Raw genomic sequence first — 26,117 nt, forward strand, 5'->3', positions numbered from 1 at the left:
AACTGAAAGGCGGGCACGACGGTGACGACCTCAACCGAAGCGCACCTGGCCAACGTCGATGTGCTGCGGAACCGGCTGCTGGCCGCCGCGCAGGGCGGGGGAGAGAAGGCGCGCGCACGCCATCTCTCCCGTGGCAAGCTGCTTCCGCGCGATCGCATCGACGGCCTGATCGACCCGGGCTCGCCGTTCCTGGAGGTGGCCCCGCTGGCCGCCAACGGCATGTACAACGACAAGGCTCCCGCCGCCGGCGTGGTCGCGGGCATCGGCCGCATCCACGGCCGCGAGTGCATGATCGTCGCCAACGACGCCACCGTCTCCGGCGGCACCTACTACCCGGTCACCGTCAAGAAGCATCTGCGCGCGCAGGAGATCGCCGCGCAGAACCGACTGCCCTGCATCTACCTCGTCGACTCCGGCGGCGCCATGCTCCTGAACCAGGAGGAGGTGTTCCCGGACCGCGAGCACTTCGGCCGCATCTTCTTCAACCAGGCCACCATGAGCGCCGCGGGCATCCCGCAGATCTCCGCGGTTCTCGGCTCGTCCACCGCAGGCGGCGCCTACGTCCCCGCGATGAGCGACGAGAACGTGATCGTCCGCAACCAGGGCACCATCTTCCTGGCAGGCCCGCCGCTGGTGAAGGCCGCGACCGGCGAGGACGTCACCGCCGAGGAGCTCGGCGGCGGCACCATGCACTCCACCGTCTCCGGCGTCACCGACCACCTCGTCGACAACGATGAGCAGGCGCTCGCCAAGGTCCGCGAGATCGTCAAGACCTTCGGCCCGCGCGAGCCGGCGCAGTGGGACACCGTGCCCACCCGCACCCCGAAGCGCGCGCAGACCGACATCTACGACGTCGTCCCCACCGATTCGCGGATCCCGTACGACGTCCGCGAGGTCATCGAGATCCTGTCCGACGGCGGCGAGTACAGCGAGTTCAAGGCGGGCTACGGCGAGTCGCTGATCACCGCGTTCGCCACCCTCCACGGCCATCCGGTGGGCTTCGTCGCCAACAACGGCGTCCTCTTCAGCGAGTCTGCGCTCAAGGGCGCGCACTTCATCGAACTCTGCGACCAGCGCCGGATCCCGCTGATCTTCCTGCAGAACATCACCGGCTTCATGGTCGGCCGCCAGTACGAGGAGGGCGGCATCGCCAAGAACGGCGCCAAGATGGTCAACGCCGTCGCCTGCGCCCGCGTCCCCAAGCTGACCGTGATGATCGGAGGCTCGTTCGGTGCCGGCAACTACTCCATGTGCGGCCGCGCCTACTCGCCGCGGTTCCTGTGGATGTGGCCCAACGCCCGCATCTCGGTGATGGGCGGCCCGCAGGCCGCGGACACCCTCGCGACCGTCCGCCGCGGCAGCATCGAACGCTCCGGCGGTACCTGGTCGGCGGACGAGGAAGAGGCCTTCAAGGAACCGATCCGCAAGCAGTTCGAGGAACAGTCCGACGCCTACTACTCCACCGCGCGACTGTGGGACGACGGGATCATCGACCCCGCCGACACCCGCACCGTGCTCGGCCTGGCCCTGGAGGCCTGCCGCTACGCGCCCTGCAGCGACCCCGCCTACGGCGTCTTCCGGATGTGAGAGACCAGAACATGAACACCACTGACACCCGCACCCCCGGCGCCCGCACGCGCAGCATCCGCAAGGTCCTCGTGGCCAACCGCGGCGAGATCGCGTGCCGCGTCATCGCCACCCTCCACCAGATGGGCATCAAGTCCGTCGCCGTCTACTCCGACGCCGACGTCGACGCCCCGCATGTCAAGGCCGCAGACGAGGCCGTCCGCCTCGGACCCGCCGCCGCGACGCAGAGCTACCTGCTGATCGACGCCGTCGTCGACGCCGCCCGCATCACCGGTGCCGACGCCGTCCACCCCGGCTACGGCTTCCTGTCCGAGAACCAGCAGTTCGCACAGGCTCTTGCCGACGCGGGCATCGTCTTCATCGGGCCGCCCGCCTCGGCGATCGCCACGATGGGCGACAAGATCACCGCCCGCGCGGCCGTCACCGAGCGTGACGTCCCCGTGGTCCCCGGCATCTCCCGTCCCGGCCTGACCGACCAGGAACTCATCGACGGCTCGGAGGGCGTCGGCTTCCCAGTCCTCATCAAGCCGAGCGCCGGCGGCGGCGGCAAGGGCATGCACCGCGTCGAAGACCCCGCGGGCCTGCCCGAAGCCCTCGTCACCGCGCGCCGCGAGGCCGCCTCCGCCTTCGGCGACGACACCCTGTTCCTGGAGCACTTCGTCGAGACCCCGCGCCACATCGAGGTGCAGGTCCTGGCCGACGAGCACGGCAACGTGATCCACCTCGGCGAACGCGAATGCTCACTGCAGCGTCGTCACCAGAAGGTCATCGAGGAGGCGCCGTCGGCCCTGCTCGACGAGGCCACCCGCGCCCGGATCGGCGCCGCGGCGTGCGACGCGGCCCGGTCTGTCGGCTACACCGGCGCGGGCACCGTCGAGTTCATCGTGTCCGCGCACCGGCCCGACCGGTTCTTCTTCATGGAGATGAACACCCGCCTCCAGGTGGAGCACCCCGTCACCGAGATGGTGACCGGCGTCGACCTCGTCGAACAGCAGATCCGCGTGGCGCGCGGTGAGGCCCTGTCGTTGACCCAGGACGACATCGTCCTGACCGGGCACGCCGTGGAGGCCCGCGTCTACGCCGAGGATCCGGCGGAGGGCTTCCTCCCGACGGGCGGCACCATCGAGCGGCTGTCGTGGCCGCGGGTCGCCTCCGACGAGCCCCGCCACGACGTCAGCGTCCGCATCGACAGCGGCGTCGCCGCCGGTTCGGTGATCGGCAGCGATTACGACCCGATGCTCGCCAAGGTCATCGCCTACGGCGCCGACCGCGACGAGGCACTGGACCGGCTCGACGAAGCCCTCGCCGAGACCCGCCTCCTCGGCGTCGTCAGCAACATCGACTTCTGCCGCCACGTCCTGGCCCACCCGAAGGTCCGCGACGGCGAACTCGACACCGAACTGCTCGACCGCATCGGCGCCGAGTACGCCGCGCCTGAGGCCGACCCGCGCGCCCTCGTGGCCGCCACCCTCGGTGCGCTGGACCTCGGCGACCCCGACGACCTGTGGTCGTCAGCGCTCGGCTTCCGCATCGGCGCACCGTCGCCCGTCGTCGTCCGCCTCACCGAGGGCGGCCGCCGGTACACGGTCTCCGCGCAGATCACCCGCACCCGCCCCGGTGTCGTCGACGCCGCCGTCACCATCGAGTACGTCGACGGAGACGATGACAGTGCGGGCCGTGAACCCTGGCAGAGCGACGTGAGTCTCCGGCAGGTGCGTCCCGGCGTCTTCGACCTCGTCTTCGACGGCCGCGCCCGCCGCTGGGGTGTCCTCGCCGACGAACGCACCGGCCGTCGCTGGGTGTCCGGCCAGCCCGGAACCTGGATTCTCGAGACGGTGCGCGCGCTCGCGGAGGACGATGAGAGCGACGCCGCGGGCGGAGTCCTGAGCCCCATGCCGGGCACCGTGGTCGCCGTCCCCGGCGTCGACGGTGACGAGGTCGCGGCCGGCGACCCGCTGGTGGTGGTCGAGGCGATGAAGATGGAACACACGCTGCGGGCCCCGATCGACGGCACCGCGTCGATCAAGGTGCGCGTCGGCGACAAGGTGGACGCCAAGCAGCTGCTCGCCCTGGTCCAGCACGCCGCCGACTGACCAGAATCTGGACATCCAGAGAACTTCACACGACGTAAGAATTTTCGAGAAGACGACATGAGGACTGCACTCACATGGAACTGACGCAGGAATACACCGACCTGGTGAACACGGTGCGCGACTTCGCGCAGCAGGTGGTGGCGCCCGTCGCAGGCAAGCACGACGAGGAGAAGTCGTTCCCGTACGAACTCGTCGAACAGATGGGCCAGATGGGCCTGTTCGGCCTCCCGTTCAGCGAGGAGTTCGGCGGCATGGGCGGCGACTACTTCGCCCTCGCCCTCGCGCTGGAGGAGCTCGGCAAGGTGGACCAGTCCACCGCCATCACCGTCGAGGCAGGCGTCGGCCTGGGCGCCATGCCGATCTACCGCTTCGGCACCCAGGAGCAGAAGGAGACCTGGCTCCCGGACCTTCTCGCGGGCAATCGACTCGCGGGCTTCGGCCTCACCGAGCCCGGTGCGGGCTCGGATGCCGGTGCCACCGCCACCACCGCACGCGAGGACGGCGACGAGTGGGTCATCAACGGCGGCAAGCAGTTCATCACCAACTCCGGAACCGACATCACCTCGCTGGTCACCGTCACCGCCGTCACCGGCGAGCGGGACAACGGCCGCAAGGAGATCTCGACGATCATCGTCCCCGCGGGCACCCCCGGCTTCACCGCCGAACCCGCCTACAACAAGGTCGGCTGGAACGCCTCGGACACGCACCCGCTGAGCTTCAGCGACGCGCGCGTCCCCCGCGCCAACCTGCTCGGTGAGCGCGGCCGCGGCTACGCGAACTTCCTGTCGATCCTCGACGAAGGACGCATCGCCATCGCCGGCCTCGCCACCGGCGTCGCCCAGGGCTGCGTCGACGAGTCGATCAAGTACGCCCGCGACCGCAAGTCGTTCGGCAAGTCGATCGCCGAGTTCCAGACCGTCTCCTTCGCCATCGCCCGCATGGAGGCACGCGCGCACGTCGCCCGCCAGGCGTACTACGACGCGGCCGCCAAGATGCTCGCGGGCAAGCCCTTCAAGAAGGAGGCCGCGATCGCCAAGATGGTGTCGTCCGAGGCCGCGATGGACAACGCGCGCATGGCCACCCAGATCCACGGCGGCTACGGCTTCATGAACGAGTACCCGGTCGCCCGCCACTACCGGGACTCCAAGATCCTCGAGATCGGCGAGGGCACCACCGAGGTGCAGCTCATGCTGATCGCCCGCTCGCTCGGACTGCCGGCATGACCTCGGCAGAAGGCGCGAAGCGCGTCACCCAGCGTGGCCTCTGGTACGAGGAGTTCGAGGTCGGCACCGTCTACGAGCACCGCCCGGGACGGACCATCACCGAGGCCGACAACACCCTGTTCACCACGCTGACGATGAACACGCAGGCGCTCCACCTCGACGCCGCGTGGTCGGCGACGCAGCCCGGCTTCGGCGGGCAGCGGCTCGTCAACTCGATGCTGACCCTGTCGACCATCGTCGGGCTGTCGGTGGCACAGCTGACGCAGGGCACCCTCGTCGCCAACCTCGGCTTCCACGAGATCGCGTTCCCAGCGCCGATGTTCGCCGGCGACACCCTCTACGGCGAGACCGAGTGCACCGGCAAGCGGCTCTCCAAGTCACGCCCGGGGGAGGGGATCATCGACCTCACCCACATCGGCCGCAACCAGGACGGCGTCGTCGTGGCCCGCGCCTCGCGGTCGACGCTCGTCCGCGTCCGCCCCGAGGAGGGCTGACGACGTGGCAGAGATGTGGACCCCGACCGGCCCGGCACTCCTGTTCTGCCCGGCCGACCGCCCCGAGCGGTACAGCAAGGCCCTCGACCGCGCCGACATGGTGATCCTCGACCTCGAAGACGCGGTCGCCCCGGTCAACAAGGCCGCTGCCCGCGAGGCGCTCATCGGCAACCCCGTCGCCGCCGACCGGGTGATCGTGCGGATCAACCCCGCCGACACCGCCGAGCACGCCCACGACCTCGACGCGGTGCAGTCGACGTCGTACCGCCTCGTCATGCAGGCCAAAGTGGAGTCCGCCGCACAGGTCACGGCCCACGGACTGCCGACCATCGCCCTCATCGAGACCCCGCTCGGCGCCCTCCGCGTCGAAGAGATCGCCGCAGCCCCCAACTGCGTCGGCCTCATGTGGGGTGCCGAAGACCTCGCCGCAGGCATGGGCGGAACGTCCAGCCGGTTCGAAGACGACGAAGCGCACCCCGGCCGCTACCGCGACATCGCCCGCTACGTCCGCGCCCGCGTCCGCCTCACCGCGGCCGCCCTCGGCGTCGCCGCCATCGACTCGGTCCACATCGACATCGCCGACGTCGACGGACTCCGCGCCGAAGTCCGTGACGCCGTCGCCCAGGGCTACACCGCCACCGCCTGCATCCACCCCAGCCAGGCCGCGCCCATCCGCGAGGGATATGCGCCGTCGGCCGAGCGGGTGGAGTGGGCACGCGCCGTCATGGCGGGAGCCCTCGAGCACGACGGCGGCGTCTTCGCCCTCGACGGGGAGATGATCGATGGGCCGGTGATTGCCCAGGCCCGTGCAGTTCTCTCCAGGGTCACGTCGGCGTGATTCTCGTGGAGGGCCGGTCGCGGCGGGGATCGGGGCCGCGTTGCCTCGGTAGTCCTCGGGCCCGGTCGGAGCGGGTGCTCGGACCGTGTCACCTCGGCAGTCCTCGCTCCTCGGCTAGCGCCTCGTCCCTGCGGAGAGCTCGGCGATCACGGTCCGAGCACCCGCTCCGACCTCGTTTCGTCGTCTCTCCGCCATCTCCCCGCTGGTTGAGCCGTCGCGAGGCGCTAGCCGAGCGGCGTGTCGAAACCTCGCTGAACCAGCGAGAGTGTCAGCGGTCGCTCAATCAGCGCGAGGGGACAGCGGTGATAGACCAAGCTTTTTCTTACAGCGGTAGATCGAATACCTACGGAGGACACCATGACTGAAACCGAAGGCCAGGGATTGTCGTACGCGAAGGGCGGGAGTGAGCCCGCGCTGCTGACGGACACCATTGGGCGGACGTTCGCGGCGACCGCGGCGAAGTATCCCGACGTCGCGGCGCTCATCGACGCCGCCGTCGACCGCACTTGGACGTGGACCGAACTGCGGCGCGACGTCCTCGCCCTCGCCGCGGGCATGATGCGGCACGGCGTGCAGCCCGGCGACCGCGTCGGACTGTGGGCGCCCAACCGCTTCGAATGGGTCCTCACCCAGTTCGCCGCCGCCGAGATCGGCGCGATCCTCGTCGTCATCAACCCGTCGTACCGCCGCCACGAGCTGGCCTACGCCCTCAAACAGTCCGGAACCAGTCTCGTACTGTCGGCGGAACGCTTCCGCGACTCCGAATACGCGGTCATGCTGAACGACGTCCGCGACCAGACTCCGGACCTCCGCGAAGTGGTCCTCTTCGAATCCGACGCCTTCACCGAGATGCTCGCCGAGCCCTCCGCCGACGAACTCGCGACGATCGCCGACATCGCGGCAGGTCTGAAGGCCGAAGACCCGATCAACATCCAGTACACGTCCGGCACCACGGGCTCGCCGAAGGGCGTCACCCTGACGCACCTCAACATCGGCAACAACGGCTACATGGTCGGCGCACTCCTCGACTACACCGAGGCCGACCGCATCTGCCTTCCGGTGCCCTTCTACCACTGCTTCGGCATGGTGATGGGCAACCTCGCGTCCATCTCGCTGGGCGCCGCGATGGTGATCCCCGGTCCCGCGTTCGATCCGAAGGCCACCCTGGCGGCCGTCGAGAAGTACCGCTGCACCAGCCTCTACGGCGTCCCGACCATGTTCATCGCCGAGCTCGCCCTTCTCGATGCGGGTTCTGAATTCGACCTGTCGTCGCTGCGGACCGGCATCATGGCCGGCTCACCCTGCCCCGAGCAGGTGATGCGCCGAGTCATCGACGAGATGAACATGTCGCAGGTGTCCATCTGCTACGGCATGACCGAGACCAGTCCGGTCTCCACCCAGACCCGCATGGACGACGCCATGGACCTGCGCGTCGCCACCGTCGGTCGCGTGTGCCCGCACCTCGAGATCAAGATCGCCGACCCGATCACCGGCGAGACCCTGCCTTACGGGGAGACCGGAGAGTTCCGCACCCGCGGCTACTCCGTCATGAAGGGATACTGGAACGACCCGGAGAAGACCGCCGACGCGATCGACGGCGACGGCTGGATGCGCACCGGCGACCTCGGCGTGATGAGCGACGACGGCTACGTCCGCATCACCGGACGCATCAAGGACATGGTGATCCGCGGCGGCGAGAACATCTACCCGCGCGAGATCGAGGAGTTCCTCTACACTCACCCCGACATCGTCGACGCGCAGGTCATCGGCGTCCCCGACGAGAAGTACGGCGAAGAGTTGATGGCGTGGGTCCGCGTCAAGGACGGCGCCGAGATCACCGCCGACGCGATCCGGGAGTTCGCGACCGGGCACATCTCGCGTCATAAGATCCCCAAGTATGTGCATGTGGTCGATGAGTTCCCGATGACCGTCACCGGCAAGGTGAGGAAGGTGGAGATGCGCGAGAAGTCGATCGAGTTCCTGGGACTCGGGTCGTGACCGTCTTCGACCGGTTCGCCGAGAAGCTCTCCGAGCGGACCGGAACATCGCTCACCTCGTACAACGGCGTCTGGCAGTACTCGGTCGACGACCTGCCCGGCTTCTGGCGCACCGTCTGGGAGTTCTTCGCCCTCGACGAGATCGCCGAGACGCCGCTCGCCGACGGCGATGCCGCCGTCCTCGCCGACGCCACCATGCCGGGCGCCGTCTGGTTCCCGGACATCGAGCTGAATTACGCCGACGCCATTCTGCGGCACGCCGATCTGCCCGGCGAGGCGATCGTCGGGCTCGACGAGGACGGCAACCGCGTCGCCGTCAGCTGGGCGGAGCTCCCGGTCCGAGTCGGCGCCGTCGCCCATGCGATGCGCGAGCTCGGCGTGGGACGGGGCGACGTGGTGTCGGCGTACCTGCCCGACATCCCCGAAGCCGTCATCGCCTTCCTGGCGACGGCGTCGCTCGGCGCCGTCTGGTCGGGTTGCGGTCAGGACTACGCACCCGAAGGCGCCGCCGGCCGACTGGCACAGCTGGAGCCGAAGGTGCTGTTCTCCGCCGCCGGATACCGGTACAACGGCAAGGACATCGACAAGGTCGCCGACTCCGTCGAACTCGCCGGCCTGCTCGGCGACGTCACGCACATCATGGTCGACGCACCCGACGGGCAGGCGGGCGTCACGCCGTGGGCCGAGGTCATCGCCGACCAGTCGCACCGACCGGAACCGGTGAAGGTGCCGTTCGACCACCCGCTGTGGGTGTTGTTCTCGTCCGGCACCACCGGCCGCCCGAAGGGCATCGTCCACGGGCACGGCGGCGTCGTCATCGAGCACCTCAAGTGCACCGCGATCCAGTCCGACCTGGACGAGAACTCCGTGTTCTTCTGGCAGACCGCGCTCAGCTGGATGATGTGGAACTACCAGGTCGCGGGCCTGCTCGTCGGTGCCCGGATCGTCACGTACAGCGGTTCGGCGCTCTACCCGAACGCCGACCGGCTGTGGTCGGTGGTCGCCGACGAGCACGTCACCTTCTTCGGGACCAGCCCCGGCCAACTGCAGGCCTCCCGCAAGGCGGGGCTGCACCCCGGCGTCGAGCACGACCTGTCCGCGCTGAGCCTGCTCGGCAGTACCGGCTCCACCCTGGCTGCGGACCTCTTCGACTGGGTCGACGCAGAGGTCAAGGCCGACCTCCCGATCTCGTCGATCAGCGGCGGCACCGACGTCGTCTCCGCGTTCGCCGGCGGCACCACCGGTGTGCCGGTGGTCGCGGGCGAACTGTCCGCGCGCTTCCTCGGCGTCGCCCTCGAGGCGTGGTCGCCCAGCGGACAGCCGCTCGTCGACGAGGTCGGCGAGATGGTGATCACCGAACCCATGCCGTCGATGCCGGTCATGTTCTGGAACGACCCGGACGGCGAGCGCTACCGCTCCGCGTACTTCACCCACGAGTGGGACGGCGACGGGCCGACTACACCGGTGTGGCGGCACGGTGACTGGGTCACCGTCACCGACCGCGGATCGCTGGTGATCCACGGCCGCAGCGACGCCACTCTCAACCGGCACGGCATCCGCATGGGGTCGGCCGACATCTACGAGGTCGTCGAAGGCGTCCCGGAGATCGCGGAGGCCTTCGTCCTCGGGGTCGACGGCGCCGACGGCAAGTACTGGATGCCGCTGTTCGTGACATTGGTCTCCGGCGCGGAATTGACCGACGAACTCACGTCCCGCATCGCCGCCGAAGTGAAGACGCGACTGTCGCCGCGGCACGTGCCCGACGAGATCGTCGTCGCCCCGGGCATCCCGCACACCAGGACCGGAAAGAAGCTCGAAGTGCCGGTCACAGCGATTCTGGCGGGTCATTCCGAGGTCAACGTGGATCCGAAATCCGTCGACGACTACTCGCTCATCGAGTGGTACGCCGAGCGGGGGCGCGCGCACCGCTGGTGATTCAAACGATGGACTGTGTTCAGCGTGCTGCCAGGACGGTGTATTAGCGTGGAGGCCGTTCGGCCATCACTGGGGGTGGCCCGTGCTTCACGAGGAGTGATTGGATGACTTACCCGCAGTCGGGGTCCGGCTACGGCCAGGGCGATGCCGGCCAGCAGCAGTACGGTCAGCAGGCCGGTTACGGTCAGCAGCAGTACGGACAGCAGGCGGGCTATGGCCAACAGCAGTACGGCCAGCAGCAGGCCGGCTACGGCCAGCAGCAGTACGGCTACCAGGCGCCGAAGCCGCCGAGCCAGGGGCTTCCGGCGAACACTCCTACGATCCTCGCAGGCGTTGTCGCCGCGCTCGGCATCATCACGCTGTTCTGCGGGTTCCTGCCGGGCGGCGGAACTGACTCCCAGACGGTCGAGGTGCCCGGCATGCCGGGGCTGAGCCAAACAGTGCAGGGGACCAACTTCAAGCTGTTCATCACGGCGTTCGCCACGCCGTGGGCGCTGCTCGCCGTTGCCGGCGTGATCGCTGCGATCACCTTCCTGCTCGCTGCCGAGAAGTGGGTCGTCGGTGTCATCACCTCGTTGACCGCGGTCAGCGCGTTGTCCACCATCTTCCTGTTCTTCGATGCCGACGGCATCAAGGCTGGAGCCATCATCCTGCTGATCACGTCGATCCTCGCGCTGATTGCGTCGGTTCTGTGGCTGCTCATCGAGACGGACAAGATCAAGACCGCTCCCGCCGTCGCCGCGGCCGCTCCCGCTGCCGCGGCGTCGGCCTACGGCTACGGCCAGCAGGCTCAGGCTCAGCAGCCGCAGCAGGCTCAGCAGTCCTACGGCCAGCCGTCCGCGCAGCCGACCTACCAGGCAGGCTCGGCCTACGGTCAGCCCGCCGCGCAGGGTTACGGTCAGCCGGACTCGTCGCCGTCGAACCCGGCCCCGGCCGCCGGTGACGCCGGTGCGACCACCGCGTTCCAGCAGCCGGACTCCGGCCAGCACTGAGTTCCATCCGAACGTCCCCGACAACCGCCAGCGGTCGTCGGGGACGTTTGTCGTCTGGGCACCGGTTCCTGAGTCGCGGCTGTGGGTTCGAGCGCATTCGCGGGGTTCGCGGCGCGTCGAGAGGTGCCGTGCCGGGGAGCGTGCCACCCTCGTAGGTGATGTCCGCGCCCACTACCGAATCACTGGCGACCCGTCTGCGACAGGTCCGCCTGGACCGTCGTGCCGATCAGGCGCCGAAACTGCCCGCCACCTGGGACGTGATCAAGGTGGGCCTCACGGTCCCGACGTTCGCGTGGCTGGCTGCGGTGGCGCTGGTGTTGATCACCAAGGTCGCGGCGGGCGCCGGGTTCTCCGGTCTCGGATCGGCGACGGCGGCGGGCTGGCTCGCCATGAACCAGACGGCGCTGATCATCGGCGGCGTCACCATCGGCGTCCTGCCGTTGGCCCCGACGCTGTTGATCGGTTACGGCACGTACCGCGTGGTGCGGCGCGCGACCGGCGACGCCGACTCGTTCAACGAAGTCCTCCGCGTCGCGGGCACCGCCGTGATCGGCCCCGTCCTCGCCACCGCGCTGGCTCTGGCCGTGGTGGCCGACGGGGTGTCGTCGGTCAGCCCCATCGGCAACCCGAATCCGCTGGCGGCCTTCGGCATGACGATCCTGATCCACGGCGTGGCCGCCGGTGCGGGCCTGCTTCCGCGAGTGCTGCCGCCGTTCCTCGACGAGTTCGCGATCGCGGCGTCGGACCGGGTCGGTGCGCGTGGCGGCGCAGCAGCCTTCTTCGCCCTGCTCTCCGGAGGCGCCGTCGCGGTCTTCGTCGGTTTCGCACTCCACTTCGACGAGATCCGCGCGATCACCGAGCAGGGCAACACGTTCGACGGCTACCTCGGTCTCACCGTCCTCTCGATCCTCTACCTGCCGAACTTCGTCGTCGGAGCCGCCGCCGTCGCGACCGGAGCGAGCGCGAGCCTGGGCAGTTCCGTCATCGACGCACTCAGCACCCACCCCGGCACCGTGCCGCCGATCCCGATCGCGGCGATCGTGCCGACGTCGAACCTCGGCGCGTGGGGTGCGCTGCTCTTCCTGGTTCCGGCGATCGCGGGAATTCTGCTGGGCTGGTACACCCGCAGTGCCGACATCGTCGACCACCTGCGTGCCGTCGGCGTCGGCACCGCCGTCGCGTCACTGCTGATGGTGGTCGCGGCCGGACTGTCCGGCGGCACCCTCGGTGAACTGGGAGAGGCCGGCGTCGGGGTTCCCCTCGCGGGAGTCTTCACCTTCACCGCAGTCGGAATCGCCGCGGCCGTGACCGCGGGCGTCCTGTGGTTGGTCGGCTACCTGCGCGATCGTCGTGCCGGCGTCGCGGACGACGACTTCGAGGACCTCTTCGACGAGGACGAGACTTTCGCAGACGACACCGACTTCGAGGACTTCGACGACTTCACAGACGTCGACGACGAGGATGCGCAGCCGGAGGACGGCGAGGTCGACGCACCGGATCCGGATGCGGACGAGCTCGAATCGGCCGCGGCCGACGAGCCTTCGACCTCCGACCCGGCATGATCTCTCGCACTACCAACGCGTATAGCTGTCGGCCTTCGCGAAATGGGCGGATTTCGGCTGTGAACGTGGTGGCTGTGCGAGCGCCCGCCCTGCGCGCCGCCTCCCGCGCGGTTCCCACTAAGCTGTACCCGTGACATCAGCTCAAGACGCCCGCGTACCCGTGGTCGTCATGGCATCTGGAACCGGATCGTTGATGGCCGCCATCATGGATCTCGCCGCCGCAGACGACGCACCGTTCCAGGTGGTCGGCGTGGTGGTCGACCGTGATTGCGCGGCCGCCGATCGTGCGATCGACGCCGACATCCCCGTGATCCTGTGCTCGCTCCGCGACTACGACGACCGCTCCGCGTGGGACGCCGGGCTCACCGCGGCCGTCGCCGAACTCGCCCCCGAATGGGTGGTCACCGCCGGATTCATGAAGATCCTGGGACCGGAGTTCCTCGGCCGCTTCGGCGGTCGGATCGTGAACTCCCACCCGGCCCTGCTCCCGGCCTTCCCGGGCGCGCACGGCGTGTCCGACGCCCTCGCCTACGGAGTCAAGGTCACCGGAACCACGGTGCACCTGGTCGACGGCGGCGTCGACACCGGACCGATCCTCGCGCAGCGCATCGTGGAGGTGCTGCCCGACGACACCGAAGAAACTCTCCACGAACGCATCAAAGAAGTCGAGCGCGTGCTGCTGCCGGAAACGGTGCACGCGGTCGTCACCCGTGGCGTTGTCACCGATGGACGAAAGGCACACATCAAGTGAATGCACCCGCAGACTCCGGAGCACGCGCCGTCAAGCGCGCGCTGGTCAGCGTCTACGACAAGACCGGTCTTCCCGAACTCGCGACGGCGCTGCACGCCGCGGGCGTCGAGATCGTCTCGACCGGCTCCACCGCCAAGACCATCGCCGGTGCGGGAGTTCCCGTCGTCGAGGTCAGCGAGCTGACCGGCTTCCCGGAGTGCCTCGAGGGCCGGGTCAAGACCCTGCATCCCCGCGTGCACGCAGGCATCCTCGCCGACACCCGCAAGGACGACCATCTCGCGCAACTCGACGAGCTCGGCGTCGCCCCGTTCGAGCTGGTCATCGTGAACCTCTACCCGTTCACCGAGACCGTCGCCTCGGGCGCCACCCCGGACGAGTGCGTGGAGCAGATCGACATCGGCGGCCCGTCGATGGTCCGTGCCGCAGCCAAGAACCACCCGTCGGTCGGCGTCGTGGTCTCGCCCGCCGACTACGCGGACGTCATCGCCGCGGTGCAGGCCGGCGGTTTCACGCTGGCGCAGCGCAAGCAGCTCGCCGCCAAGGCCTTCCGCCACACCGCCGACTACGACGTCGCCGTCGCCTCCTGGATGAGCTCCGTCGTCGCTCCGGCGGAGGACGAGTCGACGTTCCCGGTGTGGGAGGGTGCGACGTGGAAGCGTTCGGCAGCCCTGCGCTACGGAGAGAACCCGCACCAGGCGGCCGCGCTCTTCGTCGACACCGCCGCCGCACCCGGCCTCGCCGAGGCCGAGCAGCTGCACGGCAAGGAGATGTCGTTCAACAACTACACCGACGGTGACGCCGCGTGGCGTGCCGCCTACGACCACGCCGAGCCGGCCGTCGCGATCATCAAGCACGCCAACCCGTGCGGCATCGCGGTCGGCACCGACATCGCCGAGGCCCACCGTCTGGCCCACGCGTGCGACCCGGTCAGCGCCTACGGCGGCGTCATCGCCACCAACCGTGAGGTGTCCGTCGAGATGGCCGAGCAGGTCGCCGACATCTTCACCGAGGTCATCATCGCGCCGAGCTACGCCGACGGCGCCGTCGACGTCCTCTCGCGCAAGAAGAACATCCGCATCCTGGTCGCGCAGGCGCCGCACGTCTCGGGCGTCGAGCTGCGTCCGATCTCCGGCGGACTGCTGGTCCAGGAGCGCGACATGATCGACGCCGACGGCGACGATCCCGCCAATTGGACCCTTGCCGCCGGCGACGCAGCCGACGAGGCCACCCTGCGCGACCTCGTCTTCGCTTGGCGTGCCTGCCGCGCGGTGAAGTCGAACGCCATCCTGCTCGCCAACGACGGCGCCTCGGTCGGCGTCGGCATGGGCCAGGTGAACCGCGTCGACTCCGCGTACCTCGCGGTGAAGCGCGCGGGCGATCGGGCCTCCGGCTCGGTCGGCGCCTCGGACGCCTTCTTCCCGTTCCCGGACGGCCTCCAGATCCTGCTCGACGCCGGCGTCCGCGCCGTCGTGCAGCCTGGCGGCTCCATCCGTGACAACGAGGTCATCGAAGCGGCGAAGGCCGCGGGCGTCACGATGTACCTGACCGGCGCGCGCCACTTCGCACACTGACCGTTCTGTCACTGCTCGGCCTGGTCGCGGCGGGTTTCGTCGCGGCACTGGTCGGGTACGTGACCGGGCTGGCGTCGCTCGTCAGCTATCCGGCGCTGCTCGCGTTCGGCCTGAACCCCCTCGCGGCCAACGTCACCAACACGGTGGCGTTGGTCGCGAGTGGTATCGGCAGCTTCGCGAAGTCGGGTCGTGATCTCACGGCCGACGACGGCGGGCGGTCGCTGATCAAGTCGGCGGTCGTGGCCCTCGCCGGCGGCGCGGTGGGCGCGGCGCTGTTGCTCCTGGCACCCGCGGAGGCCTTCGCGTACGTGGTGCCGTACCTGGTGGCGCTCGCGGCGATCGCCCTGCTGCTGCAGCCCTACCTGCGGCAATGGTTCGATCGCGGCGTGGACCGCCCGTTCCTGTGGGCGTTCGCGGTCTTCGCCGTCTCGATCTACGGAGGCTACTTCGGCGCCGGAGCCGGCGTCGTCTTCGTCGCCTGCGCCATGCTGCTGACCGAGTTGCCGCTGTGGAAGTCGGTCCTGCTGAAGTCGGCGCTGCTCGGCGTAGCGAACGCGGTCGCCGCCGTCGGGTTCATGATCTTCGGTCCCGTCGACTGGGTCGCAGCCCTCGCGATGGGCATCGGGTGCCTGCTCGGCGGATGGATGGGGCCGCCGGTGGTCGCACGACTGCCCGCGACTCCGCTGCGCATCGCCATCGGAATCGCGGGCCTGGGGTTGGCCGTGTGGTTGGGGTTCTCGAGCTAGGGGATCGCGCGGAGCAGCGTCGTGTACGACGCTCCCGCCAGCAACGCCGATACCACCAGTCCGCCGAGCGCCACGCGCAGCGGTGTCAGGTCCATGAACCATCGGCCGATGCTCGGCCAGCCGCCGCCCAGACTGATCCCGAGGATCGCGACGGCCAGCAGCAGTCCGAGGCTCACGCCGAGGAGGATCAGCCACAGCACGCCGAACCGCTTGTAGACGGTAGCGGCGAAGAAGCCGATCGTGAACGTCAGGATCGGTGCCATGAAGTACAGGAGCGTCGCCGGGCCGGCGCCCTGATCCCAGATCCACGGGACGGCGAAGAAGTAGCCGTCGACGCCCCAGCCGTTCGTGGCCTTCTCGACGAGGCCTCCGATCAGGTACACCAGCGCCAGCAGGACCGACGCCCCGATCGCGGTGAGGTAGGTGCCGACGAAGAACTCGCGCCGGGTCACGCTCATGGCCTGCGAGAACGGGAAGGTCATCAGCAGTGCTTGGACGCCGATCACCGCGAAGTACCAGAGAGGGGCCTGCGAGCCGCCGCCGAACATCGGCTCGTCGAGGTCGTCGACCGAGATGTGGATCGAGATGTAGATGATCATCGAGATCGCGAACGATGCGCCGAAGATGATCAACGGCAGCCAGATGAACGTCTTCCGGTTGATCAACTGCATCCGGATCACGTTGAGTGTGCGAGTCATCGCTGGGCTCCCTTCACGGTGGCGTGGGCACGGGTGGCATCGGCGTGCTGGGTCAGTCGCACGATCAACTCCTGCAGGGAGACCGGCGACGTGGAGAGGGCGGTGCGGGCCATCTCGTCGTAGTCGTCGGCGGTCAGCTCGCCCATCACGGTGGCCGAGGCGATCGGCCCGAGGTGGTCGCGGTGCAGTTCTTCGCGGTCGCCGATCAGGGCGTCCACGGCCTGCTCGTTGCCGACGACGGTGAACGCCCGCCCGCGAAGGTCGTCGGCGGTGTCGTCGAGGACCAGGCGGCCGTCGTCGACCACCAGGACGCGTTCGATGAGGTCGGCGATCTCGTCGATCAGGTGGCTGGACAGGACGATGGTCCGCGGGTGCTCGGTGTAGTCCTGCAGCAGGCGGTCGTAGAAGGTCTGCCGGGCGACGGCGTCGAGGCCCAGGTACGGCTCGTCGAAGAAGGTGATCTCGGCGCGCGAGGCGAGTCCGATGATCACGCCGACCGCCGACCGCTGACCGCGGGACAGCTTCTTGATCCGCGTGCGGCGAGGCAGGCGGAAGTCGCTGATGAGTTGCTCGGCGAAATCGTGATCCCAATTGGGGTAGAACAGGCTGGCCATCGCGAACGCGTGGTCGGCCACCGAGTCCTCGGGGTACCGCTGGCTGTCGCGGACGAAGCAGATGCGGGGGAGGACTCGGGTGTTCTCGTACGGCTCCTCACCGAAGATTCGGGCCTCGCCGGAGGTGGCGAAGTTCTGCGCGGTCAGGAGTGTCATCAGGGTGGTCTTGCCCGCGCCGTTGCGTCCGAAGAGTCCGCAGATGGTGTGTTCGGGGAGGTCGAAGGTGACTTCTTCGAGCGCGGTGGTGGAGCCGTAACGCTTGGTGAGTCCTCGCGCGCTGACGGCAGGTGAGCCGGTGGTCATGACCGGTCTCCTTTCGGCGGTTGGTCGGTGGTTGCGGAACGTTCGTGAATGAGGGCGACGACGTCGTCCGTCGTCAGGCCGAGGCGACCGGCCTCGGCGAGCAGCGGCATCACGTAGCGATCGGCGAAGGCGTCATGTCTGCGGCCACTGAGCTTGGCGCGGGCGCCGGCGGCGACGAACATCCCGACGCCGCGCTTCTTGTAAAGGACGCCGCGGTCCACCAGGAGGTTGATGCCCTTGGCGGCGGTCGCGGGGTTGATTCGGTAGAAGGCGGCGAGTTCGTTGGTCGACGGCGCGCGCGTCTCCTCGGCGAGGGTGCCATCGATGATCGAATCGGCGATGGTGTCTGCGATCTGCTGGAAGATCGCCCTCCCGTCATCGATCACTGTCGGTACCTCCGTTATCTGGTTAATTAGTCGACTAACTAACCATGCAACTGTCCACGGCACCTTGTCAAGGGGTGGCCGGTAGCGTTCTCGACATGACTGATCGGCGATGCCCGTGCGGCTCGGGTGAGAGGCTCTCCGCATGCTGCGGTCGCTATCTGGCCGGAACGGGGGAGGGAAAGGCCGCGCCGACCGCGGAAGCGCTGATGCGCAGCAGGTTCACCGCCTTCGCGCTCGGCGACGAGACCCACCTGCTCGCCACCTGGCATCCCGACACGCGCCCGCCGTCGTGCCCGCCCGACTCGGACACGCGATGGCTCTTCCTGACGATCGACGACGTCGTCGACGGCACGCCCTTTCATGCGACCGGCGTCGTGGAGTTCACTGCCGTGTATCGGGACGACGGTGGTCGTGGGGAACTGCACGAACGCAGCCGGTTTGAACGGATCGACGGCCGTTGGTACTACCTCGACGGGGTGCACGCGATGCGTTGAGAGGTCGCTCGCCTGCGGAATCTTAGAATCGTGGTGATTTTTTGCCTGGCCGGGTGGGGTGTACGTCGGGATCATGTGCCCCATGACCATCGATCTCGCGCGTGCCGTCGCTCTGGACATCCACCCGCTGGGGCCGACGATCGGCGCGGAGATCTCCGACATCGACATTCTGTTCGCGACCAACGCGCAGGTCGCGGCGATTCGTACGGCCCTGACGGAACACAAGGTGCTGGTGTTGCGCAACCAGAACCTCGAGGACGACCAGCATCTTCACTTCGCGCTGCGGCTCGGCGATGGGGAGCCAGGGGAGGTTGACGTGCTCGACAGCGACGATCGGCTGCCCGTGCACGGCTGGCGATCGGACGAGAGTTTCCTGGTGACACCCCCGGCCGCGTCGATCGTCCGCCCGGTGATTCTCCCGGGCCTCGGCGGCGACACCAGCTGGGCCGACGGTGAGGCCGCCTATGAGTCGCTGTCGGATGCGGATCGACGATTGGCCGACGGTCTGATTGCTGTGCACGACGATGGCGCGGACCGTGGGCCGACGCGCCACCCCGTCGTCCGTGTGCACCCCGAGTCCGGGCGGCGCAGCCTGTTCGTGAACCCGGTGTACACCTCGCACATCGAGGGGGTGTCCGACGACGAGAGTCGCGCCCTGCTCGAGGTCTTCTACGCCCATCTGACCAGGCCGGAACACATCGTCCGGCATCGCTGGCGTCTGGGTGACGTGGTGCTGTGGGATGCGCGGTCGACGCTGCGCTACGTCAATCGCGACTACGTCGGCCGCCGCCGGATGCACTGCGTGAATCTGTGCGGTGAGGTACCGGCGGGGGTCCGCGGTGGACGCCGCGAAAGTTGATCAACCAAACGGTTGACAACTGATCGGAACCGCCGTCTACTTGTAATCAACCATTTGGTTGATTAAGGAGTTCGAGGTGTCCGACGAGCTGTCCCTGGTCTTCTCCGCGCTGGCGGATCCGCTGCGGCGCGACATCGTCGCGCGGCTCACCGTCGCCGACGCGACGGTCGGGGAGCTCGCCGAGCCCTACGACGTCAGCGTGCAGGCCGTCTCCAAGCACCTCAAGGTGCTCGAGCAGTCCGGTCTCGTATCGCGCAGCGGAGCAGGCAGACGTCGACCGGTTCACCTCGAAGCGGAGGTCTTCGACCTGATGACCAAATGGATCGAGCGGTACCGACGCCAGGCAGAGGCGCGATACCAACGGCTCGACGCGGTGCTCGCCGAGATGGCCGACCGCGACCTCCCTCACCGATCCGAAGGAACGGCATCATGAACACCGACATCTACGCCGAAGCGGCGATCGAAGCCGACCCCACCCTGCCGATCATCAGGGTCACCCGCGACTTCCACGCCACTCCTGCGCAACTGGCCAAGGCACACCTCGACCCCGACCTCTACCTGCGTTGGGTGGGGCCGGGCGGCATCGTCTCCCGCAGCATCGTCTGGGATGCGCGCGACGGCGGCGAGTGGCGCTACGTCTCCGAGCACGACGGCGAGGAGTACCGCTTCCGCGGTTGCTTCCACACCGTCAGTGACACCTTGATCATCCAGACCTTCACCTACGAGGGCATGCCGGACGACGTGTCTCTCGAATCCCTGCGCTTCGTCGACCTCGGCGACGGCCGCACCCGACTCGAAGCGCAGTCGCTGTGCGAGTCCCTCGAATCGCGCGACGCCTGGCTCCGGTCGGGCATGGAGACGGGCGTCGTCGACGGCTACCGGAAGCTCGATCGGCTCCTCGAGTCCGGCGAGGTGACGGCGTGACCGTGCTCGGGGATCTTTCGCCGGCCGAGCGGCACCGTGTGATTGCGGAGGGCTTCGCGCAGGAGGCGCGGGCGACCGCGGACTGGGATGCGCAGTCGCCGGTCGCGGACTGGGCGGCGCGCGATGTGGTCGGTCATCTCCTGGACTGGTTCCCCGGCTTCCTCGCCGGTGGCGGCGTCGAGCTGGAGCCCACGGCGCTCGGGGACGATCCGGTCGCTGCGTGGACGGCGCATTCGGCGCGCGTGCAGGAGCTCTTCGCGCGCGGCGACGTGGAATTCAGCCACCCGATGATCGGGACGCTTCCGCTCGCCGATGCCGTCGACCGGTTCTACACGGCTGACGTCTTCATGCACACCTGGGATCTCGCGCAGGCCGGCGGTCGTAGGCCCGACCTCGACCAGGACTACGCCGAGCAACTCCTCACCGGGCTGGCGGCCATGGAGGACGTGCTGCGGTCGTCCGGGCAGTACGGACCGGCGGTTCCCGCCCCGGACAGCGCCGACGCCGTCGTGCGCCTGGCGGCCTTCATCGGGCGGGATCCTGCCTTCGCCGAGGACTGACTCGTCAGCCGCGTGGTTTCGACTCGCTGCGGCTCGCTCAACTCAACCGGCGGTGGGGACCCACGCCGGATCCCTCCCCGCGAAACCCAGCACCTGATCGGTGGCGTCGCTGTCGTCGGGCACACCGACCGCGGCGCTGAACACTCCGGGTCGACGCGTCACCTCGTCGGGAACGTGCGCGAACACGCCGCGGATGAATTCGACGGCCTCGTCCGGAAATCGGACCGACCGACCCGAGGCGGCCGCGAGGTCCCAACCGTGGATGAACAGGTCGACCGCCGGGAACGACAGACCGTCGCGGACGGTCCGACGGCCGACCGGGCTGTCGACCTCGCGATCCAGGTCGGTGGCGTGCGCGAGGGAATCCTGCGCGTCGGCGGCGGTCATCGCCCACCACACCGCCGGGTCGCCGTCGACGGCCGACGAGGGCGGATCGCTGCGCTGGAGGCTCATCTCGTCACCGCGGAGGATGCGGGCCCCGATCGACGTCGCCTCGCCGACGTGCCCGAGCACGTCGAGCGCCGTCCACCCCGCGCACGGCGAGTCCGCCGACCAGCGCTCCGCCGGGACCGCGGCGACGACGTCGCTGAAGAACCGGAGGCCGTTCTCGTAGGTGTCCAATGCGTTCCAGGTCATGGGGTCTCCTTGTTCGACGGCTTGAAACAAGGGTAGGCGAGGCCTACGACGATTCGCGCCGCGTTCGCCGGTCGCCCGCCGATTCCGGGTAGCGTGGATCACGTGGCTGTCACTGATATCGACACTCCTGCACCGGCTCTGACGACCCTCGGCGAACTCCGCGCCTCGGGACATGTGGAACGCGAGATCCGCGACGAGATCCGTAACAACCTGCTCGCCGCGCTCCGCGCCGGGGACGATCCGTGGGACGGCATCGTCGGCTTCGAGGACACCGTGATCCCGCAGCTCGAACGAGCACTGATCGCCGGGCACGACATCGTGATGCTCGGCGAACGCGGCCAGGGCAAGACGCGTCTGCTCCGTACTCTGTCGGGCCTGCTCGACGAGTGGACCCCGGTCATCGCGGGCTCCGAGCTCGGCGAGCACCCGTACCGTCCGATCCTTCCGGCCTCGATCCGGCGCGCGGCCGAACTCGGCGACGACCTCCCGATCGCCTGGCGCCACCGCAGCGAGCGGTACAGCGAGAAGCTCGCGACCCCGGACACCTCGGTCGCCGACCTGGTCGGCGACATCGACCCGATGAAGGTGGCGCAGGGCCGCAGTCTGGGCGACCCGGAGACCATCGCCTTCGGACTCATCCCGCGCGCCCACCGCGGCATCATCGCGATCAACGAGCTCCCCGACCTCGCCGAACGCATTCAGGTGTCGATGCTGAACGTGATGGAGGAGCGCGACGTCCAGGTCCGCGGCTACAGCCTCCGACTTCCGCTCGACGTCCTCGTCGCCGCCAGCGCGAATCCCGAGGACTACACCAACCGCGGTCGCATCATCACCCCGCTCAAGGACCGCTTCGGCGCCGAGATCCGCACGCACTATCCGCTGGATCTGGAAGACGAGATCGACGTCATCGAGCAGGAGGCCGATCTCGTCGCCTCGGTCCCGACCTACTTGATCGAGGTCCTCGCGCGGTTCACCCGGTACGCCCGCGAGCACCCGTCCATCGACCAGCGGTCGGGCGTCTCCGCGCGCTTCTCGATCGCCGGCGCCGAGACCGTCGCGGCGGCCGCCCTGCACCGGTCCGCGGTGGCGGGGGAGGAGTTCCCCGTCGCGCGTCCGGTCGACCTCCAGTCGGTCATCGAGGTGCTGCGCGGCAAGGTGGAGTTCGAGTCCGGCGAAGAGGGTCGGGAGATGGAGATCCTCGACTACCTGCTGCGCAAGTCGGTCGCCGACACGGTCCGCGCTCACCTGGCGGGCGTCGACATGCGTCCGCTGGTCCTGGCGCTCGAAGCCGGCGAGGAGGTCCTCACCGGCGACCGGGTGCCGGCCGACGAGGTCCTCACCGCGCTCGGCGACGACGACGCCGTCTCCGTCCTGCTCGACGAGATCGCCGAACGACTCGACGTCACCGCGGACGCCGAACGCGCCAGCGCCGCCGAGCTCGCCCTGGAGGGCCTCTACCTGGCTCGACGCATCGGCAAGGACACCGACGAGTTCGGGCGCACCGCCTACCTCGTCGAACGCCCCGACGCCGACGAGGATTAGCACGACGATCGGGACCGGCAAGACACGGACGAGGCCATGACCAGACGCAGTTCGCACCGCTCCGCCTACCGGCGCTACACCGGCGGGCCGGACCCGCTGGCACCGCCGGTCGACCTCCGCGAGGCGCTGGAGGCGATCGGCGACGACGTCATGTCCGGCGCGTCGCCCGAACGCGCGCTGCGGGAGTTCCTGCGGCGCGGCAGCGAGAACATGCGCGGCCTGGACCGCCTCGCCGAGATGGCGAACAAGCGTCGCCGGGAACTGCTCCGCAACCGGAACCTCGACGGCACCTTCGACGAGATCCGCGAACTCCTGGACTCCGCGGTCCTCAACGAACGCAAGCAGTTGGCCCGCGACCTCGACGACGACGCCCGCTTCGCCGAGATGCAGATCGAGAACCTCCCCGCCTCCACCGCGCAGGCCGTCAAAGAACTCGCCGACTACGACTGGCGCAGCCCGGAGGCCCGCGCCGACTACGAGAAGATCTCCGACCTCCTCGGCCGCGAAGTCCTGGACCAGCGCTTCGCCGGCATGAAGCAGGCCCTCGAGGGCGCCACCGACGAGGACCGGCAGCAGATCTCCGAGATGCTCGACGACCTCAACGACCTCCTCGCGGCGCACAACCGCGGTGAGGACACCACCGAGCAGTTCGCCGAGTTCATGGACAAGCACGGCGAGTACTTCCCGGAGAATCCGGAGAACACCGAGGAGCTCGTCGACGCCCTGGCACGACGATCCGCCGCCGCCCAGCAGTTCTTCAACTCGCTGACCCCCGAACAGCAGGCCGAACTCGCCGAACTCTCGGCCCAGGCGTTCGGCTCACCGCAGTTGATGTCGCAGCTGTCGCAGATGGACAGCGCGCTCCGCGAGGCGCGCCCCGACCTGGACTGGGACGGCGGCCAACGCTTCTCCGGCGATCAACCGATGGGCCTCGGCGAGGGCGCCGCAGCCCTCCGCGACATCGCCGACCTGGAGAATCTCGCCGAGCAGCTGTCGCAGGGATATGCGGGCGCGCAGTTGGAGGACATCGACCTCGACGCGCTGGCCCGGCAGCTCGGTGACGAAGCCGCGGCCGACGCCCGCACCCTCGCCGAACTCGACCGTGCGATGCACGAGCAGGGCTTCTTCGACCGCAATCAGGACGGGCAGCTGCGACTCAGCCCGAAGGCGATGCGCAGGCTCGGGCAGGCGATTCTCCGCGACATCGCCCAGCAGCTCTCCGCGCGCGGCGGCGACCGCCAGACCGACCTCGCCGGGCGCCTCGGCGAGCCGACCGGTAGCAGTCGCGAATGGCAGTTCGGCGACACCCAGCCGTGGAACGTCACCCGCACCGTCACCAACGCCGTGCTCCGCACCGTCGCCGAGAACCCGTCTGCAGCCGCCGACCTGCGCGCCGGCGGAGGTGTTCGGATCGGCGTCGACGACATCGAGGTCATCGAGACCGAGGCCCGCACGCAGGCCGCGGTGGTGCTGCTGGTCGACACGTCGTTCTCCATGGTGATGGAGGGCAGGTGGACGCCGATGAAGCGGACCGCGCTCGCGCTCAACCAGCTGATCTCCACCCGTTTCCGCGCCGACGAACTGCACCTGATCGAGTTCGGCCGCGTCGCCCGCGACACCACCGTCGAGACGCTGACGGGCCTGGAGCCGCGGATGGAGCAGGGCACCAACCTGCACCACGGTCTCCTGCTGGCGCAGCGGCATCTGCGGCGCTTCCCGAACGCGCAGCCGGTCGTCCTCATCGTCACCGACGGCGAACCCACCGCCCATCTGGAGGCGAACGGCGAGGACTTCTTCTACTACCCGCCGCACCCGCGGACCATCGGCCTCACCGTCGCCGAGCTCGATCATCTCTCGCGGATGGGCACGCAGGTCACGTTCTTCCGGCTGGGCGACGACCCCGGCCTCGCCCGGTTCATCGACCAGATCGCCCGCCGCATCGGCGGTCGCGTAGTGGCACCCGACCTCGACGGGCTCGGGGCCGCGGTCATCGGCGACTACCTGCGTTCGCGTCGGGCGCGGTAGTGCGCTTCACTCGCGACGAACTCCTGGCCTTCACCGGCACCACCGTCCCGGACTTCATCGGGCCCGACTGCCGACTCCTCATCGCCGGCATCAACCCCGGCCTCTGGACGGCGGCCACCGGCGCGCACTTCGCGCGCCGCGGCAACCGCTTCTACCCGGCACTGCACGCCGCCGGCATCGTCGACCACGTCATCGACGCGTCGCAGGGGATGCGCGACGACGACGCCCGCGCGCTCTTCGACGCGGGCCTCGGCATCACCAACGTGGTGTCGCGCGCCACCGCGAAGGCCTCCGACCTCACCCGACAGGAACTGGTCGACGGCGGCCGCGCACTGGTGCGCACCGCCGAACGGGTGCGACCGCGGGTCCTCGCGATCCTCGGGGTCACCGCCTACCGCGACGCCTTCGGGGAACGGAAGGCGACCGTCGGAGAACAGGACACGACCATCGGCGGTGCACGCCTCTGGGTGCTGCCGAACCCCAGCGGCCTCAACGCGCACGAGACGGTCGCGAGCCTGGCCGTCGCCTACCGGGAGGCCGCAGATGCCGCAGGGGTCCCGGATCTCCGGAATAGTCGTTAGTGTCGGTCGTATGAGCGACCTCGAACCGCGCGACGTCCGAGCCAGCGATGCGGACCGCGAACGCACCCACAGTCTTCTGTCAGCCGCGATGTCGCAAGGTGCGCTGACGCCCGAGGAGTACTCCGAGCGCGCCGGTCAGGCGGTGAACGCCAAGACGCGCGGCGAGCTCGACCTCCTCGTCAACGATCTTCCGCTCGACCAACTCCGTTCCGCAGCCGTCGACCTGCCGCACAACCCGACCAGGATCAGTGCCTCCGGCGCCCGCCCGGTCACCACGGCCACCGCGATCTTCGGTGGCCGCGAGATCGGCGGTCGTGCCGTCGTCGGCACCTCCCTCGCCGCCACTGCATTCATGGGCGGCGTGGAACTGGACTTGCGGAACGTCGAGTTCACCGCGCCCGTCCTCGAGATCCACTGCCGTGCTGTGATGGGCGGCATCGAGATCACCGTCCCGCACGACGTGACCGTCGAGATCCACGGCATCGGCATCATGGGCGGCTTCGGCGGTCGCGGCGCCGGACCCGGCAACGACGGCGCACCCCGCGTCGTCATCGGCGGCTTCGCCTTCATGGGCGGTGTCGGCGTGCGGCGTCGCGAGGGGTGAACGGGGCCGGCGGTGCGCGTCCGGATGTTTGAGTCGGCCTCACGCGCTGCGCACCTGCAATGGAACCGAAGCAAGCGGCTGACGTCAGAGCAGTTGACTCAA

The 26,117-nt window shown here is 69.0% G+C and carries 25 protein-coding genes; 21 read left to right on the forward strand and 4 right to left on the reverse strand.

Features of this window, described 5'->3' with window-relative positions; genetic code table 11:
- The first annotated feature begins 21 nt into the window (after nt 1-21).
- The 12 genes from ACH46_RS04130 to ACH46_RS04185 all read left to right on the forward strand — a co-directional run bounded on the left by ACH46_RS04130 (nt 22) and on the right by ACH46_RS04185 (nt 15,789).
- A complete protein-coding gene (locus ACH46_RS04130) occupies nt 22-1,587 on the forward strand; it encodes a carboxyl transferase domain-containing protein (RefSeq protein ID WP_062391807.1) in 1,566 nt (521 codons plus the stop codon).
- Between the two features lie 11 nt (nt 1,588-1,598).
- Nucleotides 1,599-3,680, forward strand: a complete 2,082-nt coding sequence (locus ACH46_RS04135; RefSeq protein ID WP_062391808.1) for an acetyl/propionyl/methylcrotonyl-CoA carboxylase subunit alpha — start codon at nt 1,599-1,601, stop codon at nt 3,678-3,680.
- A gap of 74 nt (nt 3,681-3,754) precedes the next feature.
- The gene (locus ACH46_RS04140; protein WP_062391809.1) at nt 3,755-4,903 is read left to right on the forward strand and encodes an acyl-CoA dehydrogenase family protein; all 1,149 of its coding nucleotides are present in this window, start codon (nt 3,755-3,757) and stop codon (nt 4,901-4,903) included.
- A complete protein-coding gene (locus ACH46_RS04145) occupies nt 4,900-5,397 on the forward strand; it encodes a MaoC family dehydratase (RefSeq protein ID WP_062391810.1) in 498 nt (165 codons plus the stop codon). Before ACH46_RS04140 ends, ACH46_RS04145 begins: the two co-directional genes overlap by 4 nt.
- Before the next feature lie 13 nt (nt 5,398-5,410).
- Nucleotides 5,411-6,235, forward strand: a complete 825-nt coding sequence (locus ACH46_RS04150) for an HpcH/HpaI aldolase/citrate lyase family protein (protein ID WP_062391811.1) — start codon at nt 5,411-5,413, stop codon at nt 6,233-6,235.
- Nucleotides 6,236-6,592: 357 nt separating this feature from the next.
- The gene (locus ACH46_RS04155) at nt 6,593-8,233 is read left to right on the forward strand and encodes an AMP-binding protein (protein ID WP_062391812.1); all 1,641 of its coding nucleotides are present in this window, start codon (nt 6,593-6,595) and stop codon (nt 8,231-8,233) included.
- A complete protein-coding gene (locus tag ACH46_RS04160; protein ID WP_062391813.1) occupies nt 8,230-10,167 on the forward strand; it encodes an acetoacetate--CoA ligase in 1,938 nt (645 codons plus the stop codon). The genes ACH46_RS04155 and ACH46_RS04160 overlap by 4 nt, the downstream gene beginning before the upstream one ends.
- A 104-nt stretch (nt 10,168-10,271) precedes the next feature.
- A complete protein-coding gene (locus ACH46_RS04165) occupies nt 10,272-11,159 on the forward strand; it encodes a DUF5336 domain-containing protein (RefSeq protein WP_062391814.1) in 888 nt (295 codons plus the stop codon).
- A 158-nt stretch (nt 11,160-11,317) separates the two neighbouring features.
- Entirely contained in the window at nt 11,318-12,721 is a 1,404-nt protein-coding gene (locus ACH46_RS04170) for a cell division protein PerM (RefSeq protein WP_062394948.1), read from the forward strand.
- Between the two features lie 169 nt (nt 12,722-12,890).
- A complete protein-coding gene (gene purN / locus ACH46_RS04175) occupies nt 12,891-13,472 on the forward strand; it encodes a phosphoribosylglycinamide formyltransferase (RefSeq protein WP_062391815.1) in 582 nt (193 codons plus the stop codon).
- A complete protein-coding gene (gene purH / locus ACH46_RS04180) occupies nt 13,469-15,043 on the forward strand; it encodes a bifunctional phosphoribosylaminoimidazolecarboxamide formyltransferase/IMP cyclohydrolase (RefSeq protein WP_062391816.1) in 1,575 nt (524 codons plus the stop codon). The genes purN and purH overlap by 4 nt, the downstream gene beginning before the upstream one ends.
- Nucleotides 15,040-15,789 (forward strand): sulfite exporter TauE/SafE family protein, encoded by a 750-nt coding sequence (locus tag ACH46_RS04185; protein ID WP_062391817.1) that lies wholly within the window; start codon nt 15,040-15,042, stop codon nt 15,787-15,789. Before purH ends, ACH46_RS04185 begins: the two co-directional genes overlap by 4 nt.
- Here the strand turns inward: ACH46_RS04185 and ACH46_RS04190 are convergent.
- Genes ACH46_RS04190 through ACH46_RS04200 form a run of 3 tightly spaced genes read right to left on the reverse strand, consistent with a single transcriptional unit; the run spans nt 15,786 to nt 17,790 of the window.
- Nucleotides 15,786-16,487, reverse strand: coding sequence for a hypothetical protein (locus tag ACH46_RS04190; RefSeq protein WP_062391818.1), 702 nt, complete (start codon nt 16,485-16,487; stop codon nt 15,786-15,788). The two genes, ACH46_RS04185 and ACH46_RS04190, sit on opposite strands and share 4 nt — an antisense overlap.
- Nucleotides 16,484-17,404: an ABC transporter ATP-binding protein gene (locus ACH46_RS04195; protein WP_062391819.1), complete on the reverse strand. Its 921-nt coding sequence runs from the start codon at nt 17,402-17,404 to the stop codon at nt 16,484-16,486. Before ACH46_RS04195 ends, ACH46_RS04190 begins: the two co-directional genes overlap by 4 nt.
- The gene (locus ACH46_RS04200) at nt 17,401-17,790 is read right to left on the reverse strand and encodes a GntR family transcriptional regulator (RefSeq protein WP_062391820.1); all 390 of its coding nucleotides are present in this window, start codon (nt 17,788-17,790) and stop codon (nt 17,401-17,403) included. The genes ACH46_RS04195 and ACH46_RS04200 overlap by 4 nt, the downstream gene beginning before the upstream one ends.
- 95 nt (nt 17,791-17,885) lie before the next feature.
- Between ACH46_RS04200 and ACH46_RS04205 the strand changes: the two genes are divergently transcribed.
- The 5 genes from ACH46_RS04205 (at nt 17,886) to ACH46_RS04225 (ending at nt 20,627) form a co-directional block, all read left to right on the forward strand.
- A complete protein-coding gene (locus ACH46_RS04205; protein ID WP_062391821.1) occupies nt 17,886-18,284 on the forward strand; it encodes a YchJ family protein in 399 nt (132 codons plus the stop codon).
- Between the two features lie 82 nt (nt 18,285-18,366).
- Nucleotides 18,367-19,143: a TauD/TfdA dioxygenase family protein gene (locus tag ACH46_RS04210; protein ID WP_226995758.1), complete on the forward strand. Its 777-nt coding sequence runs from the start codon at nt 18,367-18,369 to the stop codon at nt 19,141-19,143.
- A 76-nt stretch (nt 19,144-19,219) separates the two neighbouring features.
- A complete protein-coding gene (locus ACH46_RS04215) occupies nt 19,220-19,576 on the forward strand; it encodes an ArsR/SmtB family transcription factor (RefSeq protein WP_062391822.1) in 357 nt (118 codons plus the stop codon).
- Nucleotides 19,573-20,067 (forward strand): SRPBCC domain-containing protein, encoded by a 495-nt coding sequence (locus ACH46_RS04220; protein WP_062391823.1) that lies wholly within the window; start codon nt 19,573-19,575, stop codon nt 20,065-20,067. Before ACH46_RS04215 ends, ACH46_RS04220 begins: the two co-directional genes overlap by 4 nt.
- Nucleotides 20,064-20,627, forward strand: coding sequence for a DinB family protein (locus ACH46_RS04225; protein WP_062391824.1), 564 nt, complete (start codon nt 20,064-20,066; stop codon nt 20,625-20,627). The genes ACH46_RS04220 and ACH46_RS04225 overlap by 4 nt, the downstream gene beginning before the upstream one ends.
- Before the next feature lie 42 nt (nt 20,628-20,669).
- Here the strand turns inward: ACH46_RS04225 and ACH46_RS04230 are convergent, their stop codons facing one another.
- Nucleotides 20,670-21,263, reverse strand: a complete 594-nt coding sequence (locus ACH46_RS04230) for a TIGR03086 family metal-binding protein (RefSeq protein ID WP_062391825.1) — start codon at nt 21,261-21,263, stop codon at nt 20,670-20,672.
- 102 nt (nt 21,264-21,365) lie between these two features.
- Between ACH46_RS04230 and ACH46_RS04235 the strand changes: the two genes are divergently transcribed.
- From ACH46_RS04235 to ACH46_RS04250, 4 genes are read left to right on the forward strand one after another with little or no spacing between them, the layout of a single operon-like run.
- A complete protein-coding gene (locus tag ACH46_RS04235) occupies nt 21,366-22,805 on the forward strand; it encodes a sigma 54-interacting transcriptional regulator (RefSeq protein ID WP_226995759.1) in 1,440 nt (479 codons plus the stop codon).
- 36 nt (nt 22,806-22,841) lie between these two features.
- Nucleotides 22,842-24,830 (forward strand): VWA domain-containing protein, encoded by a 1,989-nt coding sequence (locus tag ACH46_RS04240; RefSeq protein ID WP_062391827.1) that lies wholly within the window; start codon nt 22,842-22,844, stop codon nt 24,828-24,830.
- Nucleotides 24,830-25,411, forward strand: a complete 582-nt coding sequence (gene mug / locus ACH46_RS04245) for a G/U mismatch-specific DNA glycosylase (protein WP_062391828.1) — start codon at nt 24,830-24,832, stop codon at nt 25,409-25,411. Before ACH46_RS04240 ends, mug begins: the two co-directional genes overlap by 1 nt.
- 10 nt (nt 25,412-25,421) lie before the next feature.
- On the forward strand, nt 25,422-26,015 hold the full coding sequence (locus ACH46_RS04250) for a DUF1707 SHOCT-like domain-containing protein (RefSeq protein ID WP_062391829.1): 594 nt from the start codon (nt 25,422-25,424) through the stop codon (nt 26,013-26,015).
- Nucleotides 26,016-26,117: the final 102 nt, after the last annotated feature.

Source organism: Gordonia phthalatica (assembly GCF_001305675.1).
In the GTDB taxonomy this organism is placed as follows: Bacteria; Actinomycetota; Actinomycetes; order Mycobacteriales; family Mycobacteriaceae; genus Gordonia; species Gordonia phthalatica.